Origin of the sequence: Rubripirellula lacrimiformis (assembly GCF_007741535.1) — a bacterium.
Taxonomy (GTDB): domain Bacteria; phylum Planctomycetota; class Planctomycetia; order Pirellulales; family Pirellulaceae; genus Rubripirellula; species Rubripirellula lacrimiformis.
The window spans coordinates 7,069,002-7,084,794 of record NZ_CP036525.1; the positions used below are offsets into that span (position 1 = coordinate 7,069,002).

Below are 15,793 nucleotides of genomic sequence, written 5' to 3' on the forward strand. Positions count from 1 at the left end.
TAGTGCCGGAACATTCACTTCACGCCGTGCCAAGGAATCCGGTTCCATCAACTATCTTTACTAAAGACTTTTCCAAAGTAGGCTTCGGCTTCATCGCCGACCAGCAGTATTATCCTGGCGAAGTCGTCCGAGCGATTCTCGCGACGTTTTGGTTGAGGATTGAGATTACCCAGTGCAGGCGCATTGGCGACCTCTGTTACGAATGTGGTGGAACGCTCGTCAGCCAGCACGCGCCCTCCCCTGATGCGTTCAGCTTTCTTTCATCTAGAAATCCTTAGCTCGACTAGCTTGCCCCATCCTTCAACACCAGGAGTCACAAAAGAAGGGCCTGGGTGCCCCCCCTTTGTTTTGGTATGCCCCCACGGCCACCGCACCAAACGACGGACGGAGTACTCGGCAGAGGGTTAGTTTGCATTGCAGTCCTAGCGATGGCGGCCCACAAGCTGCCAAAACGCAGTGCCTGCGTCCATGGGCACCGCCTATGCGTTACTTTCGAAACAGTTTTTCGATCTGCCGGTTGAATGAGCTATTTGTGTCGTAGCGTTTAGGACGCCCAAGTAAACCTTAGCGAAGCATCTTTTTAGCGACTATGTGCTAATTCAGTGCTATCGTTTGGCAGAGAATGATCGGAACTGCAACAATCGATGCGAAAAGATCTTAATCGCTAACTGTGGCGTTCGAGGACGTGGGTTCTCGCAATCGCGCATGGGTTCAATTTAACTAACGTAAAGAGCTTAGGGGATTTCGATGGGACCGAAAGTACTACTGGTAGACGATTCAGGTGTGATGCGAAAGATTATCATGCGAGCACTAAATGCGATTAACGTTTCCGACATTATTGAGGCAGCGGATGGCGAACTGGCACTTGCCGCCTTCAACGCAGGAGCCTTTGATCTTGTCTTAACGGATTGGAACATGCCCAACATGAGTGGACTAGATTTACTGAAGGCTATTCGCGCCACGGGTTCAAAGGTTCCCGTGATCCTGATTACGACTGAATCGGAGAAGGAACGCGTGCTGGAAGCGATCCAAGCTGGCGCGAATAACTACCTTGTCAAGCCGTTCGATCAAGATCAGTTGCTCGATAAGCTGCAACGATATATTGCTGTTGGAGCTTAGTGCACAGCCATTGCTGCGTGCACCTGCCTACCGGGCGATGGTGGACAGTGACAACGACGGTGGCGCGGAGTTGATCGCAGGACGACGCATTGCCTCAACGAAACGGATACCGAACGATATTGGTTGCCTCAAGTGAAAGATACCCAAATCGTGAGTGCGGCCGTGGAAATGCAAGCAAAAGCGGAACTGGTTGACTCGATTCGGTCGCGATACTGTGCTGCACGAAAGAGAGATAAGTCTCGGATACTTGACGAGTTCGTTGCGATTACAGGACACCAACGCAAGTACGCGCTTCGAATGCTCGCGGAGAGCGAAGTTTCTGGGCCAGCGAGTTCTGGAACACTTGGTCGCAAGATTTACGACGGTGCGGTTAAGGAAGTGCTTGCGACTCTCTGGGAGGCCTCTGATCGATTGTGTGGCAAACGTCTCAAGGTGATTTTGCCGGAGTTGCTGAAGTCGATGGAATCGCATGGCCACATGAATCTTGATGATTCCCTCAGGGCCCTGGTGTTGTCGGCAAGCGCCGCGACCATTGACCGACTCCTCCGTCCGATACGTGAGCAGGCAACTGGAAAGAAACCTGTTCGACCCAAGAAAAAGACTCGCGCGGCGATCGCGGTCAAAACCTTCTCTGAATGGGACGACGTCGCGCCAGGGAGTCTCGAGGTTGATTTCGTTGCGCACTGCGGAGGCAATCTGTCCGGCTCGTTCATCCACAGCTTGGTCGCTACTGACGTGTCCTCTGGCTGGACGGAATGTATCCCGATTCTTATTCGCGAACAGTCACTTGTGGTTGAAACGATGGAACTGCTGCGGAATCGCTTTCCGTTTCCGATTGTCGGGATCAACACTGACAACGACAGCTCGTTCATCAATGAATCTCTCATCAAATACTGCAGTTCCCACAATATCTTATTCACTCGATCACGGCCCTATCGTAAGAACGACCAGGCATGGATCGAACAAAAGAATGGTTCAATCGTTCGCAAATACCTCGGTTATCATCGATACTCAGGACCCGTCGCATGCCAAACGATTGCGCATCTATTCGACTGCGTTCGCTGGTACGTCAACGTGTTTCAGCCTTCCTTCAAGCTCCTAAGGAACGACGAATAAATAAGACGCGCTGCTATGAAGGGTTGGCCGTGTAGTTTAGTCGAGGCAGTAGGTTCGAAAATGTGATTGGCATTCGTGTCATGAATTCCTCGGTTGCCTTGCGTTTGAGTTCGTAGGCTCGTTTGATGATATGGGCGGTCGTGCTCAGACCGGTCGCTGTTGACGTTTGTCTCATTAGCTCTGCTGCAAACTCGGCTGATCGCATCATCAGCCCGCTGCAAGTTCGGCCCACCTGTGAGAAGAACCGCCGTTCGATCGGATTGTACTTGCTGCAGTATGGCGGGTAGTGAGCAACCTGGATCGGCAGTCCGATCCGCGTAGCCAAGCGAGACAAGTCTTCTTTGAAGATCCAGTACCGAGCATTGTTGCTGCCACCGGCGTCACACAACCAAAGTATCTTTTTGGCCCCTGCATAATGGAATCGCCCGACACGACGCCAGAACCACCAAAAACTATCGCAGGCAAACTCGCTGGTATCGTGACTGAGCCCCAAGTTAAGGTGTCCGTGGTTGCGAACCGGGTCGTAGATTCCGTGGGGAATCAAAACGCCATCGGACCAACTCGGATAGTCGTGATCGAATGCTCGCATCGGACTGCTCAGGTAGGCACGGCCGTCGCGATACATCGTGCCAAGAAGCTCTTTCGCCTTGGTGTCAATGGAGAAAACAGGGTCGCCAGCCTCTCGGAAGAGCGAACGGAATCGATCGATTTCCTGAAACTGTGTATCGCGATCGGGGCTCTGTCCGCCGGCAATCGACTTTTCAATTTTGCGTCGACGGATATCTTGGCCTTCGAGCCAATCGGCCACCGTGGGCGCGCTGATCGGTGTGCCATCGTGCGTCAACGTCGCAGCGATCGCTTGCGGCGACTGATGAGTCCAGATGATATCGGGTTCGTCGGGACTGCCAGCGATGTGAATATCCACGATTTCAAAGAGTTGATCTTCGATCTCTGGTTCCTCGTCAATTTTCTGCTTTCTTCCTCCACCTTCAGCCCGTTGTCGATCGCCCAGAGGATCCTCGGGCAGCGATTCAATCTCATCCAAACCATGCCGGATCGCATGCTCGGAACAACCAAATAGCTCTGAGATGTAGCGTTGACCACCATATCCAAGCTTCTCCGTCTCGATGGCGGCGTAGCGGCGACGATCCTTTTCAGACAAGCTATCGAAAACATTTTTCATGCGTTCTTCGATCTGCTTGGAGTACGGGGACTCAAATTGAAACGCCATGGAATTACCCTCCGTGTGAATTCTGAGCGGTGCCTCCCACCGCAACGGTAGATCACATTATAGGCGATGTGGCGAGGACTATTTATTCGTCGTTCCTAAGCAAGAGTCGGAACGGCGCCAAAGTAACCAAGAAATTCCACTCACCGCAAACACCCTGTGATCGGCTATTCGGTGACCTGCGAGTTTCAACTGAATCGAAAGAATATCTGTTACGCAACCGAAACGAACAGGACCCGCTCAAGCTACTTCACGAAATACGGCAAACGCAAGCTGCGTTGGTATCGTTGTCAACGGAGGGCTCACTCTCCCAAGAGCAGCAGATTGATCTCGAAGAATTCCTTGCACAACTGCCGGGGCTGTGGAAGAAAGGCGAAGCCCGCCCGACTCACCAACCGAAACCAACGCGAACGCGAGACTATCGAACGCGTCGTGATCCTTTCGAAGGAGATTGGACGACGATTCTTGAATGGCTTGAAAAAACACCCGACGCAACCGCCTCGTCACTGCTCGAACGGCTCATCGAACGAACACCTGACAAGTACGACAGCCAACATCTACGAACACTTCAGCGGCGTGTGGGGCAGTGGCGATATATCATGGCCAAGCAGTTGGTGACGGGCTCAACTTCAACCTAGGTGTCTTGTCCGCCCAAGGGCAAAGTAGCCGCTGTCATAGGCCTGCTTCGCTACGCTCAGCAGGCCTATGACAGCATTCTTTTTAAAGCTGACATTTGGGTATCCTCCTCGGCTGAGGCAACACGAGGGGGAAATCTAATGGTCGCTAGACAATCACGGTCGGTTAACCGATCCGCCAACCGGCAAAGTCCCCGAGCCGCGCATTCCCATGCTCTTCATGACCAATTGCGCTGCGATCGCCGGTGCCAGCGACCTCCTCGCCATCGTCCAGGTAGCCACCATCTGGAAAGATTGGCTTGAGACGCACTTCGGCTAGAGATTTGGTGTCCCTTCGCAGGGCCCAATCAGTTCGCCTCTCATGCATACCAAGCCAAAAGGACCTGCAGGCTGCGCGATTGGCTGACGAAGTTGCTGGACCAGGGCGCCGCGATCGACGACAAAACGCTGCGGCGACGATGCGATCAATGAGACGGCAAAGCGGCCATCCATGCGGCTATTCTCAGGCAACGGAGAGCAGCGTCGCGGATTCAGCCGTTTTTTCGATAGGACAGCACGCACACCCGCACCCAAGGGTGCAGGCAACATTCAGGCCCAGCTGTCAATAAGCGTCGCACTGAAACACTCATTCTGCAAAAGATTGCAAATGAACAAATATTTCCTCCCTGATGCTACTAATTGCGTTGTAGATACTTGAGGTCAACGGCAGTCTTTGCCCAGGTACGATATCTTAACACCACTTCGAAGCAGTAAACGTGACAATCGACGACACAGAGATACTGAACGAATTCGTAATCGAATCCCAAGAGCACTTGGGTGATATCGAAACCGACTTCCTGACGCTTGAACTGCAGATCGATGGTGTTGACGTCGCCTTGGTGAACAAAATCTTTCGAGCGATCCACTCGATCAAGGGGGCAGCTGGATTCATGGGACTTCATGTCCTTGAAAAGCTGGCGCATCGCGAGGAGGAGGTTCTCAATCGAATGCGGAACCTCGAGATCGCACCAACCAGTCCAGTTATCAACACGTTGCTGAGGTCCACCGACGCAATCAAGCACCTGCTCGACAACATTGAGACTTCCAATGATGAAGACGTTTCCGTTCACATCAAAGCTCTCAGCCAACTGCTAGACACCTCCGCTGAAGCAGCAGTCAGCGATGTGGTTGAAGTCAGCGCTGAACGGCTCGATGGAATTGAAGAGGCGATGCAATCGATCGAAGAGCCACAACCGACAGGGGCCGAGGCCCCCGCGGCGGAAGTGCGGGATGAAACCGAAACGCCGTTAGCAACAACGGTAGAGACGAAGCCAACACCGAACGCCAAGACGCCTTCCGCTGCCAAGCCTCAAGCAACGGAACCGGCTCACCAAGATAAAGTCACTACCGAGAGTTCGATTCGGGTTGACGTTTGCTTGCTTGACATGTTGATGAATCAAGTCGGCGAGCTTGTTCTTGCACGCAACCAAATGCTTCAATTTGCCAACCGCTTTGAAGACGGTCAGTACAACAAAACCTCACAGCGACTCAACTTGATTACGACCGAGTTGCAAGAAGGCGTGATGAAGACACGCATGCAACCTATCGGTAACGTGTGGAGCAAATTCCCGCGTCTGGTTCGCGACCTTGCACAGATCTGCGACAAAGAAGTTCGCATCGAAATGGAAGGGAAAAGCACGGAGCTCGACAAGACGATCATCGAAGCTATCAAAGATCCGCTCACTCACCTGGTCCGCAACACTGTGGATCACGGCATTGAGAATCCAGACGTGCGAGAATCCAATGGCAAGAATCGCGAAGGATGCTTGACGCTACGAGCTTTCCATGAAGGTGGCCAGGTAAACATTGAGATTTCGGATGATGGTGCCGGGTTGAACCTGAATCGCATCAAGCAGAAAGCAGTCGAGAAAGGGGTCATTACCCAGAAGCAAGCCGAGGAAATGCAGGATCACGAACTCTGCAATCTGATTTTTGCGCCAGGTTTTTCGACAGCGGAAACGGTGTCGAATGTTTCCGGCCGTGGCGTCGGAATGGATGTTGTCAAAACGAACATTGAAAAAATTGGCGGCACGCTTGACCTTGATAGTCGCCCGGGAATTGGCACCACCGTTCGAATTAAAATACCATTGACGCTGGCGATCATTCCCGCACTGCTGGTTTCGTGTGCAGGGAATCGATTCGCGATTCCTCAGGTCAACCTGATGGAACTGGTGCGTCTTGAAGGCGAACAGTCCCGGACAAAGATCGAATGGATTCAGAATGCCCCTGTATATCGTCTCCGTGGCCGCCTGTTGCCGCTTGTAGATCTTCGGCAGGTGCTCAAACGCGAGGTCGAAAAAAACGATGAATCCAATGCAATCAATATTGTCATTCTGCGAGCTGACGACCAACAGTTCGGATTGATTGTTGACCACATCAGCGATACGGAAGAAATTGTTGTCAAGCCTCTCAGCCAGCAGTTGAAGGATCTTCCGATCTATTCAGGTGCGACGATCATGGGCGACGGAAACGTCGCATTGATTTTGGATGTCCTGGGTATTGCGCAACGATCGAATGTTTTGCAAGCAAACCTGGATAAAGCAATGAAGGAGTCAAGCGTCACATCGGAAGCTCCAGGTGCCGCGCTGCAGACATTGCTGATTCTGGGGCTTGGTTCGACGACAAGAGTGGCAATGCCAATGTCACAGGTCGCCCGCTTAGAACAAATTGCAAAAAACTCCATCGAAGTAGCAAACAATCGGCCTGTGGTTCAATATCGAGGAAAGATCCTTCCATTGATTCACTTGCCTGAAACTCTCGGCACGCAACCTCGATCCGGGGAGGCCTCCACAGGGGACGAAGAAGAGTTCATTCATGTCGTTGTTTACACGGAAGACACACGTAGCTTTGGCTTGGTCGTCGATCGCATTCTCGACATCGTTGAAACGAAAGTCGAAATATCCGAAAGCTCGCGCAGTTGTGGATTGTTAGGATCAGCAATCATCCAAAGCAAAGTCATTGATCTCCTCGATCTACCCGTGATCATCCAATCGTTCGACGCACCGAACGCGTAACCTCGCCATTGTGAAACAAGTATTGAAATGCTAACTGATAAACAAATCTGCACGTTCTATCTTGATCGTCAAGTCTTTGGGATTGAGGTCAGCGCAGTCCAAGAGGTCATCCGCTACCAGGAAATGACTGAAGTCCCGCTTGCTCACGAGTCCGTCTGCGGACTCATTAACTTGCGTGGTCAGATCGTGACTGCGATTGATCTTCGCAAACGATTTGGGCTGGAGGATCGTAAACCGGACAAGCTGCCAATGAATATCATTGTTCGCGGCAGTGGGGGCGCCACAAGCTTTCTCGTCGATCGGATTGGCGAAGTGAGGGAGATTTCGAATAACAACGTTGAATCATCACCTGCGACATTGAATGGTGTTGCTCGCGACCTGATTCGTGGTGCCTATAAGACTGATGACAACCTGATTCTGATCCTCAACACGGAGCGTGCCATGAACGTCACACTTAATTAGGCGACACATCGGACTCATCTTTTTCAGAATTTCACCAGTCAGTCAAGTACTATCAAATACTTTCTATTTACTCGGAGAATCGCACGTGGTCGCTACGCTCACTAAGCCTCGTAAGACACAACCAACTGCAAAAAACGCTACTGCAGCGGCGAACAAGCAAGATCTGATGAACTACAAGGGCCAAGTCGAAGCGATGAGTCGCTCGCAAGCCGTAATCGAGTTCGATCTTGAAGGCAATATCACTTTTGCAAATGACAATTTCCTAAATGCCCTCGGCTATTCGCTTGAAGAAGTGGTGGGCAAGCACCACAGCATGTTTGTGGAACCTGCGACGAAAAACAGCGAAGAATACAGGCAGTTCTGGCGCAATCTTGCCCAAGGGCAGTTTCAAGCTTCCGAATTCAAGCGGCTGACGAAAGACGGACGAGAAATCTGGATCCAAGCATCCTACAATCCAATCCTCGACGATGCCGGCCAACCATTCAAGGTTGTCAAATTCGCAACTGACATTACTGCGTCGAAGCTGAGGGCTGCTGACTTCCAAGGCCAGCTGGATGCCATTGGTAAAGCACAAGCGGTGATTGAGTTCAACTTGGACGGAACCATCTTGACCGCCAATGAAAATTTCCTAAAAACGCTGGGTTACTCACTCGAAGAGATCGTCGGCAAACATCACCGAATGTTTGTAACCACGGATCATGCAAATTCAGTCGACTATACTAATTTTTGGGAACGGCTCAAGAATGGCGAGTACCAAGCCGCAGAGTACTTGCGAATTGGCAAGGGTGGGAAGGAAGTTTGGATCCAAGCGTCTTACAATCCCATCCTGGACATGAATGGCGCGCCATTCAAAGTCGTTAAGTTTGCGACGGACACGACCGCGCAGGTCAACGCAAGAGAAGAGCTGAAGAACAAGGTCGCTGACATTCTAAAGGTCGTCAATGCGGCAACCGATGGTGACCTTACACAGACCATCGATGTGAATGGCGATGATGCCATTGGTCAAGTGGGGGCGAGATTGGCAACCTTCTTCAGTGACCTGCGTGGGAGCATTGAATCGATTGCAGAGAATTCTTCGTCACTCGCTGGTGCTTCGGAGGAATTGTCGGCCGTGAGTGCTCAGATGAGCGGAAATGCTGAAGAAACGTCGTCGCAAGCAAACATTGTGTCGAGTGCTTCGACCGAGGTGAGTCAGAACATTCAGACTGTCACAACGGGCGTTGAAGAACTGAACTCGGCAATTCGCGAAATTGCTCGCAATGCAACCGAGGCTTCGAAAGTTTCCAACCAAGCCGTCAAGGTGGCGAGCGAGACGAATGACACAATCTCGAAGCTGGGTGCAAGCAGCCTGGAGATCGGAAAGGTCGTCAAAGTCATCACATCGATTGCCGAGCAAACCAACTTGCTGGCACTCAATGCAACGATCGAAGCAGCCCGTGCTGGCGAAGCCGGCAAAGGATTTGCCGTGGTTGCCAACGAAGTCAAGGAATTGGCGAAAGAGACAGCTAAGGCAACAGAGGAAATCAGCGGTAAGATCGAAACGATCCAGTCGGACACCAACGGTGCAGTTTCTGCGATCCGCGAGATCAGTGAAGTGATCAACCAGATCAACGATATTTCGAATACGATCGCAAGTGCTGTTGAGGAACAAACCGCTACGGCGAATGAAATCAGCCGCAACATTGGCGAGGCCTCACTGGGTGCCGATGAAATCGCGAAGAACATTACTTCGGTTGCAACGGCTGCCGATGGCACTTCGCAAGGGGCAGGCAACACTCAGCAAGCGGCGGGTGAGCTCTCCGAAATGGCAGCAAACCTGCAGAAATTGGTGCAGCGTTTCAAGTTCTAGACACGATGTAAACCAAGCTGGCGAGACCAATTGGACTCGCCAGCTTGCGTTTTGGCAGTGCAAAACTCTCAACCGCCAAACTTTCGGTGGTACGTTAGCTCTCTCTTAATTCGAAGACCCAAATGAACGCCCTCATTGTTGATGACTCTCGAGCCATACGTCGCATGATTTGTAACATGATGTCGACTTTGGGATTTGAAACTACTGAAGCTTCAGACGGAATCGAAGCACTTCAGCGATTGGCTGAAATGGAAACGCCAGATATTGTACTGGTCGATTGGAACATGCCAGAAATGGATGGTCTTGAATTCATCAAGTCGGTTCGGCGCCAAGCAGAGCATCGCGATTTGCCGATGATGATGGTAACGACTGAATGCGAAATGGATCGTATGGCATTGGCCTTCGTGGCCGGCGTCAACGAATATGTAATGAAGCCGTTCACAATTGAGGTGATTCAGTCCAAGTTGGAGCTACTGGGGATCGGGGTCTTTCAATGAGTGAAGCAAGGAAAATTCGCGTCTTGATTGTGGATGATTCTACAGTCATTCGACGCTTGCTGACCCAGGTCCTGGCTGATGACCCGAATATCGAAGTTGTTGGGACCGCACCGAACGGTAGGATCGCTCTGGCGAAGATACCGAATTTGAAGCCAGACGTTGTGACATTGGATATTGAAATGCCCGAAATGGACGGGCTGCAAACCTTGACAGAACTGCGGAAGATCGACCGAAAATTGCCGGTGATCATGTTTAGCACGCTGACACATCGCGGTGCTGAAGGAACGCTTGATGCCCTCGAACGAGGTGCTAACGACTATGTCGGTAAGCCTGCAAACGTAGGGAGTGTTACCGAAGGGATCGCGAAGGTCAGGGGCGAAATGGTTCCGAAAATCAAGGGATTGTGCTCTTGGTTTCAAGATCATCTGCAATTGGCACGGGCTACTCAGAGATCCGCCCAGGCCTCCTCTGGTCCAGAGGCGACTGGATTGGGGAATGCGTTATTGGACAGTTGCAGTTCGCCAACCTTTCGGCGGACTCCAAAGCAACGTGTGGACGTGATTGCGATCGGTGTGTCCACCGGTGGCCCAAATGCTCTTGCACAGGTGCTTCCAAGCTTACCCGCGGACCTACCTGTTCCGGTCGTGATCGTGCAGCATATGCCGCCAGTCTTTACGAAGCATTTGGCGGATCGTTTGAATACAAAGTGCTCGGTGACGGTTGCAGAAGCAAAAGCTGGCGATTCGCTCCAGCCTGGAACTGTGTGGATCGCACCGGGTGACTTTCACATGACCGTTAAGGCTGTGGGGGCATCGCATCGAGTTGTGCTCGACCAGTCGGCGCCGGTGAACTCATGCCGTCCTGCCGTCGATGTACTTTTCCAAAGTGTCGCGTCCAATTTCGGTCCAGGAACGTTAGCTTGCATTCTGACGGGGATGGGATCGGATGGACTCCAAGGATGCCGCGATGTTGCAAAGGCGGGCGGTCATATCATCGCGCAAGATCGCGAAACCTCTGTCGTATGGGGAATGCCGGCTGCGGTGACCAATGCCGGCTTGGCACATCAGGTTCTTTCGCTGCAGCGAGTCGGAGCTGAGCTTACCAAACACGCAATGCACGGTCGGAACAAACTTACTCTCGTGAAATCAGGGGCCTAATTCATGAGCACAGCAACATTTTCTTTCTCGGACGCTGACTTCGCAGCTATCGCCAAACTTGTTAGCGAGCGATCCGCCATCGTTGTTGAAGCGAACAAAGCTTATTTGGTCGAATCTCGGCTGGGGCCGGTCGCAAGGGAGAATGGATTATCCTCGATCAGCGAATTGGTCGAAAAACTCCATCGTCCAGGAAGCCGACATCTTGAAGAACAAATCATCGATGCGATGACTACAAACGAGACTAGCTTCTATCGAGACGCCTATCCCTTTGACTTGCTCAAGAGCAAAATCATTCCAGAATTGATTGAAAAGCGAAGCAAGACGAAGCGATTGACGTTTTGGTCCAACGCGTGTTCGAGCGGTCAAGAGGCCTACTCGATTGCGATGCTGATTCGTGAAACATTTCCCAAGCTGATGGACTGGGATATACGCATTCGAGCCACCGACCTGTCAAGCCAAGTGCTTGAACGTGCACGAACAGGCATCTTCAACCAGTCGGAAGTCAGTCGAGGTCTGCCGATGCAATTGCTGATGAAATATTTTCATCGCCAAGGCGTTCACTGGCAAATTAGCGATGACATCCGAAAAATGGTGAAGTTCGACACAGTGAATTTGATTGAGCGTTGGCCGGCGTCGCTGAGTTCCATCGATGTCGTATTCTTACGAAACGTGCTGATCTATTTCAGCCCGGACACCAAACGCGAGATATTGTCCAACGTTAGGCAACGGATTTGCGACGATGGCTGCCTGTTCTTAGGTGGTTCCGAGAACACGATGAACTTAACCACCGAATTTCGACGTGTCCAAATCGACCGCGCGGTTTGTTACGAACCGGTTTAGTCCGCTCCCTGATGGTCCTCGTTTAAGCAATCTCATGAATTCAAAACACCAAATAATGAATACTCAACTCATCGATCCTCAGGACGTCTTTAGCTTGGTTCAAGCAATCTGCGTCAGCATGCTCGATATGGAATGCAAAGAAGCGTCCGATCGCTCACCGCAGCAGTCTCCCCAAGAGAATGCCTGCAACTTTATCGGTTGCGTGCAGATTTACGGTGATTGGAATGGCGCCGTCGAAATTCACACGGACGCCGATTTTGGTCGCAAGGCGGCTGCGAGAATGATGATGATACCCGAGGAAGATATTGCGTTAGACGACATTCAAGATGCGATCGCAGAACTGTCGAATATGGTCGGTGGTAGCCTAAAGGGGATTCTGCCAGGGACGTCATCGCTCTCTCTGCCAAGCGTTGCGAGTGGAGTTGATCTTGGCTTCAAGCTGCAAAACAATGATTCGAGCCAATTGGTTGCTCTTGAATGCGACGGGCAAATGTTTTCGATTGCCATCAAGCATTGCACGCCTAGTGTCCTTGCTGGAATGCTCCCCAAAACCTGATCCAGGTGCTATGATAGTCTAGAGCCGAATGCCGCGTGGTTAAGACGCAAGTCGTTCATACTGCTGATCTTCGGGCGGCGTGTCGGGGGCGATGCAGATTGTCGTCCACGATCGGAGGGGCGAAATGCGTTCATAGTAGAATTTCCTGCATCGGGTGAATGATCAGCAAGAAATCCGCCAGACCGGCAGCCCTCCCCCCGTACAAAATCGGTCGTTTTTTATAAAACCACGAAATACCGTTGTCGCCGGTCAATGAAAACCATGGGCCGGGAACGAGTCCTTTCCGAGCCAAGCAAAGAAGACACCTGCGAAATCAGTCAGTGATCGCGGTCGCGGGAGCCGATTGAATGAACGATTCAAGTTGCGTGTCCAGTGCCTGCAAGTCCCAGATCGTGACGTTCGATCGCCCGCGTTCGGTAACCAGGTACCGACCATCGTGACTGTAGGCAAGCGGTCGGCTTTCGGGTTGTCGGTTCAGACCGGGCAACAATCGCAGCGGCGTCTGCTCGGATCGATCCAGAACCAAAGCAGCTCGAGGGTTCAGCGTTTCCGTCGCAATCCGGCTTCCGTCGGGCGAGACCAGAATTTTGGCCAATGAGGGCAACTTCCATTTTGCCAAAGCACTCGATCGCATGCCGACCGATGGTCGGTAGGGGTCGCTCGCGTCGACAACTCTGAAGCCACCACCACGGGTGACCAACCAGCGATGATCATCTGTCTCGATCAGGTCCAACGGAAGTGAATCGAATTCGCCCACTTGTGTTCGCGTTGCCAAGTCAAAGACTCGTGCCAGACCTGGCGTCGACAATCCAACCAACAGCCGTTGCCCATCCTCTGTAAAACGGACGGTGCTGTTGTTGAAATCGGTGGTGAACGTCGCCTGCAGCGAAAAATCGGTAGTCGAATAGACCTGCAACTCTGCGGGCGTGCTATTCAACACCGCCAAATGACCACCATTTTTCGCAACTGCAATGTCCAGTATCCTTGCACCATCCAGATGGACGACTGCTTCGTTCTGCTGGCTTGGCAATTGACCGGGATTCACTTGAAAGACGTTTTGCCAGTCGTGATAGAAGAGGGTGCCATCAGCATCGATCGCAATTTGTGGAAAGTGTTGATCGAAATCGCGGGCAGCTTTCCGTCGAAGCGTGTCGCGATCGAAGACACGAATGCCGCCGGAGTGAGCGACCACCACATCGTCGACCAAAGGACGGATCTCTGCATCAGCCACGCGATGGACATCCATGCCAATTACCTGTTGAACACTCGGCGATGCCAGTCTTCGGATTTCGAATCCATCGGGCGTTTCAAACAAGATTGCCCCCTCTTTTCCAGCGACTGGTGTAACGTCGGATTCGACACGCAGAACTTCCTGGTCCAGCATCGAATGCACACCTTGGTGATACGGCGTTCTCCCGCCCCCACTAGCAGCGTTCCATCGTCACTGTACGTCAACTCGTACAGACCGACCGACTTGCTGGTTTTGTGGGCAACGGCGTCGTTCCACTGCAAATCAAAAATCAACAGCCCGTTCGTGCTGGCAACCGCACCGAAATCGAACACTCGAACGATGTTGGGATGATTCATGAGGGCGGCAGCGGACGCTTCTCGCAGAAAGCGTTCGCGATGCTTGGTGCTGTTTAGCATTCGCGGCAAGACTTTGATTGCCACGACACTGCCCAGCAAGACATGCTCGGCTTGGTAAACAACTCCCATGCCAACGCGGCCGATCACTTTGACGAGTGAGTAATCACCGAGTCTTGACCCCGCACCGATCGAATCGTCGTCGGAATCGAATTCGCCTAGCATGGGGCGTGCGGTGTCCAACAGATCCGCCATCGGCAACAGTTGGCGCAACTTTTCTTCGTGACCGGGGTACATGGGCACAAACGCGTCCAGATCAGGCGCACGCCCACCTCGCTGCAAGGCCAGGTATTCGTCGACGATTGGACCCAGCAAATCGCTCGAGGAATCCTCCATCGGCGTCGGTCCGCCCGGTTCAGAGATCATCCGACCGTGGACGTCACAGCGAGTTGCTGGCGAAAATGCATCAGTGCACGAACGTAGCGATTGCTGGCTGCATTGCTGCTGATGCAGAGTGCAGCAGCAACCTCTGCATTGGACAAATTTTGAAAATGGCGAAGAACCAGCACTTCGCGATCGACTTCCGCCATGTTGGCGAGCACACGCTGGACTTGATCACGTGATTCGATTCTTTGCAAATGCATACTGGGCGACGAAACGTCCGCAGCTAACCCATCCTTCGGATGCTCGCCATTGGATCCGGGACAATCCATGGGCCGTTCGCGTCGGACACTGCGTTTGGCGGCGTGAATGTGCCGACGCTGCAAATCAACCAGCTTCTGTTTCAGCAAGATTCGCAGCCATCCGTCCAGCGGCAATTCGGACTGTTGCAACTCGGGAAGCCGTTGGTCAGCATCCAGAAAAAGCTCTTGGACGACATCCGACGCATCGACCCGCCGTAACATCCGGCCATAGAGCCGTTGATGCACCTGAGCTTTCAGATCGCCACGTCGCGAATCAAACCAACCGCTGAACGCCGTTCGGTCACCCGCCCGGCAACGTTTGATCAGACTGGCGTCGGTCGGCGAGGTCGAAATGGACGTCACACTCTGCTCCCATAAAATCCTGTTCAATACCATCCAGCATTCAGTGTCGTGGATCAGGAAACCAAATGCCACTGAAAAAGCCAGACGGAACGAACTCGGTACGCAGACCGTTGCCGACCGGCCGAAAACCGAAAGTGGCCGCGATCGGCGGCGATTTGTCACGGGCAAGTGATTTTGGCTGATTGTCCGTTGTCGGAACCGACGACATCGCATATCGTTAATAGACGATAAACGATTTGACGTCCGCCAGGTGGTACTCGAAAGGAAATTGAAATGAGCAAAGTTGAAATTTACGACAAGGCGATGTGCTGCTCCACCGGCGTCTGCGGTCCGCAGGTCGATCCCGCGCTGCCGAAGTTTGCCGCGGACTTGGATTGGCTGAAGTCCCAGGGCCACAGCGTCGTGCGGTTCAACCTGTCGCAGAACCCAGCGGAGTATGCCAACCGCGAACTGGTCAAACAAATGCTGGCGGACGAAGGCGTCGAATGTTTGCCGTTGGTGATTGTGGACGACCGCGTGGTTAGCCGCAGCGAATATCCATCTCGCCAGAATCTTGCGTTGTGGACGGGCACGGCAACCCAACCGAAAGCCGGGCTTCCGATGGCAGATGGCGGCGGATGCTGTGGCGGCAACACGGGCTGCTGCTAATAC

16 protein-coding genes are annotated in these 15,793 nt (G+C 52.5%); 11 read left to right on the forward strand and 5 right to left on the reverse strand.

Features of this window, described 5'->3' with window-relative positions; all coding sequences use genetic code 11:
- Nucleotides 1-47: 47 nt before the first annotated feature.
- Entirely contained in the window at nucleotides 48-230 is a 183-nt protein-coding gene (locus K227x_RS24715) for a hypothetical protein (RefSeq protein WP_145174221.1), read from the reverse strand.
- Nucleotides 231-747: 517 nt separating this feature from the next.
- Here K227x_RS24715 and K227x_RS24720 point away from each other — a divergent pair.
- Both K227x_RS24720 and K227x_RS24725 read left to right on the forward strand, forming a co-directional pair.
- A complete protein-coding gene (locus K227x_RS24720; RefSeq protein ID WP_145174224.1) occupies nucleotides 748-1,119 on the forward strand; it encodes a response regulator in 372 nt (123 codons plus the stop codon).
- A gap of 132 nt (nucleotides 1,120-1,251) precedes the next feature.
- On the forward strand, nucleotides 1,252-2,235 hold the full coding sequence (locus K227x_RS24725) for an integrase catalytic domain-containing protein (protein WP_145174227.1): 984 nt from the start codon (nucleotides 1,252-1,254) through the stop codon (nucleotides 2,233-2,235).
- Between the two features lie 13 nt (nucleotides 2,236-2,248).
- Here the strand turns inward: K227x_RS24725 and K227x_RS24730 are convergent, their stop codons facing one another.
- A complete protein-coding gene (locus K227x_RS24730; RefSeq protein WP_145169668.1) occupies nucleotides 2,249-3,466 on the reverse strand; it encodes an ISAzo13 family transposase in 1,218 nt (405 codons plus the stop codon).
- 68 nt (nucleotides 3,467-3,534) lie between these two features.
- Here K227x_RS24730 and K227x_RS30850 point away from each other — a divergent pair, with 68 nt between their 5' ends.
- The 8 genes from K227x_RS30850 (at nucleotide 3,535) to K227x_RS24765 (ending at nucleotide 12,512) form a co-directional block, all read left to right on the forward strand.
- Nucleotides 3,535-4,101, forward strand: coding sequence for a hypothetical protein (locus K227x_RS30850; protein WP_218933503.1), 567 nt, complete (start codon nucleotides 3,535-3,537; stop codon nucleotides 4,099-4,101).
- A gap of 752 nt (nucleotides 4,102-4,853) precedes the next feature.
- Nucleotides 4,854-7,151 (forward strand): chemotaxis protein CheA, encoded by a 2,298-nt coding sequence (locus K227x_RS24735; protein WP_145174230.1) that lies wholly within the window; start codon nucleotides 4,854-4,856, stop codon nucleotides 7,149-7,151.
- Nucleotides 7,152-7,178: 27 nt separating this feature from the next.
- A complete protein-coding gene (locus K227x_RS24740) occupies nucleotides 7,179-7,613 on the forward strand; it encodes a chemotaxis protein CheW (protein ID WP_145174233.1) in 435 nt (144 codons plus the stop codon).
- Between the two features lie 85 nt (nucleotides 7,614-7,698).
- On the forward strand, nucleotides 7,699-9,462 hold the full coding sequence (locus K227x_RS24745; protein WP_246146207.1) for a methyl-accepting chemotaxis protein: 1,764 nt from the start codon (nucleotides 7,699-7,701) through the stop codon (nucleotides 9,460-9,462).
- 122 nt (nucleotides 9,463-9,584) lie between these two features.
- Nucleotides 9,585-9,959, forward strand: coding sequence for a response regulator (locus K227x_RS24750; RefSeq protein ID WP_145174236.1), 375 nt, complete (start codon nucleotides 9,585-9,587; stop codon nucleotides 9,957-9,959).
- Nucleotides 9,956-11,116 (forward strand): protein-glutamate methylesterase/protein-glutamine glutaminase, encoded by a 1,161-nt coding sequence (locus tag K227x_RS24755; RefSeq protein WP_145174279.1) that lies wholly within the window; start codon nucleotides 9,956-9,958, stop codon nucleotides 11,114-11,116. The genes K227x_RS24750 and K227x_RS24755 overlap by 4 nt, the downstream gene beginning before the upstream one ends.
- Nucleotides 11,117-11,119: 3 nt before the next feature.
- The gene (locus tag K227x_RS24760; protein ID WP_145174282.1) at nucleotides 11,120-11,956 is read left to right on the forward strand and encodes a CheR family methyltransferase; all 837 of its coding nucleotides are present in this window, start codon (nucleotides 11,120-11,122) and stop codon (nucleotides 11,954-11,956) included.
- 55 nt (nucleotides 11,957-12,011) lie between these two features.
- Nucleotides 12,012-12,512, forward strand: coding sequence for a chemotaxis protein CheX (locus K227x_RS24765; protein ID WP_145174285.1), 501 nt, complete (start codon nucleotides 12,012-12,014; stop codon nucleotides 12,510-12,512).
- A gap of 313 nt (nucleotides 12,513-12,825) precedes the next feature.
- Here the strand turns inward: K227x_RS24765 and K227x_RS24770 are convergent, their stop codons facing one another.
- From K227x_RS24770 to K227x_RS24780, 3 genes are read right to left on the reverse strand one after another with little or no spacing between them, the layout of a single operon-like run.
- A complete protein-coding gene (locus tag K227x_RS24770; protein ID WP_145174288.1) occupies nucleotides 12,826-13,758 on the reverse strand; it encodes a WD40 repeat domain-containing protein in 933 nt (310 codons plus the stop codon).
- 5 nt (nucleotides 13,759-13,763) lie between these two features.
- On the reverse strand, nucleotides 13,764-14,522 hold the full coding sequence (locus K227x_RS24775; protein ID WP_145174291.1) for a protein kinase domain-containing protein: 759 nt from the start codon (nucleotides 14,520-14,522) through the stop codon (nucleotides 13,764-13,766).
- Nucleotides 14,519-15,142 carry a sigma-70 family RNA polymerase sigma factor gene (locus tag K227x_RS24780; RefSeq protein WP_218933504.1) on the reverse strand — a complete coding sequence of 208 codons (624 nt, stop codon included), beginning with the start codon at nucleotides 15,140-15,142 and terminating at the stop codon, nucleotides 14,519-14,521. The genes K227x_RS24775 and K227x_RS24780 overlap by 4 nt, the downstream gene beginning before the upstream one ends.
- Nucleotides 15,143-15,415: 273 nt before the next feature.
- On the opposite strand from K227x_RS24780, the gene arsD reads away from it, so the two are divergent.
- Nucleotides 15,416-15,790, forward strand: a complete 375-nt coding sequence (arsD, locus tag K227x_RS24785; RefSeq protein WP_145174297.1) for an arsenite efflux transporter metallochaperone ArsD — start codon at nucleotides 15,416-15,418, stop codon at nucleotides 15,788-15,790.
- The last annotated feature ends 3 nt before the right edge of the window (nucleotides 15,791-15,793 follow it).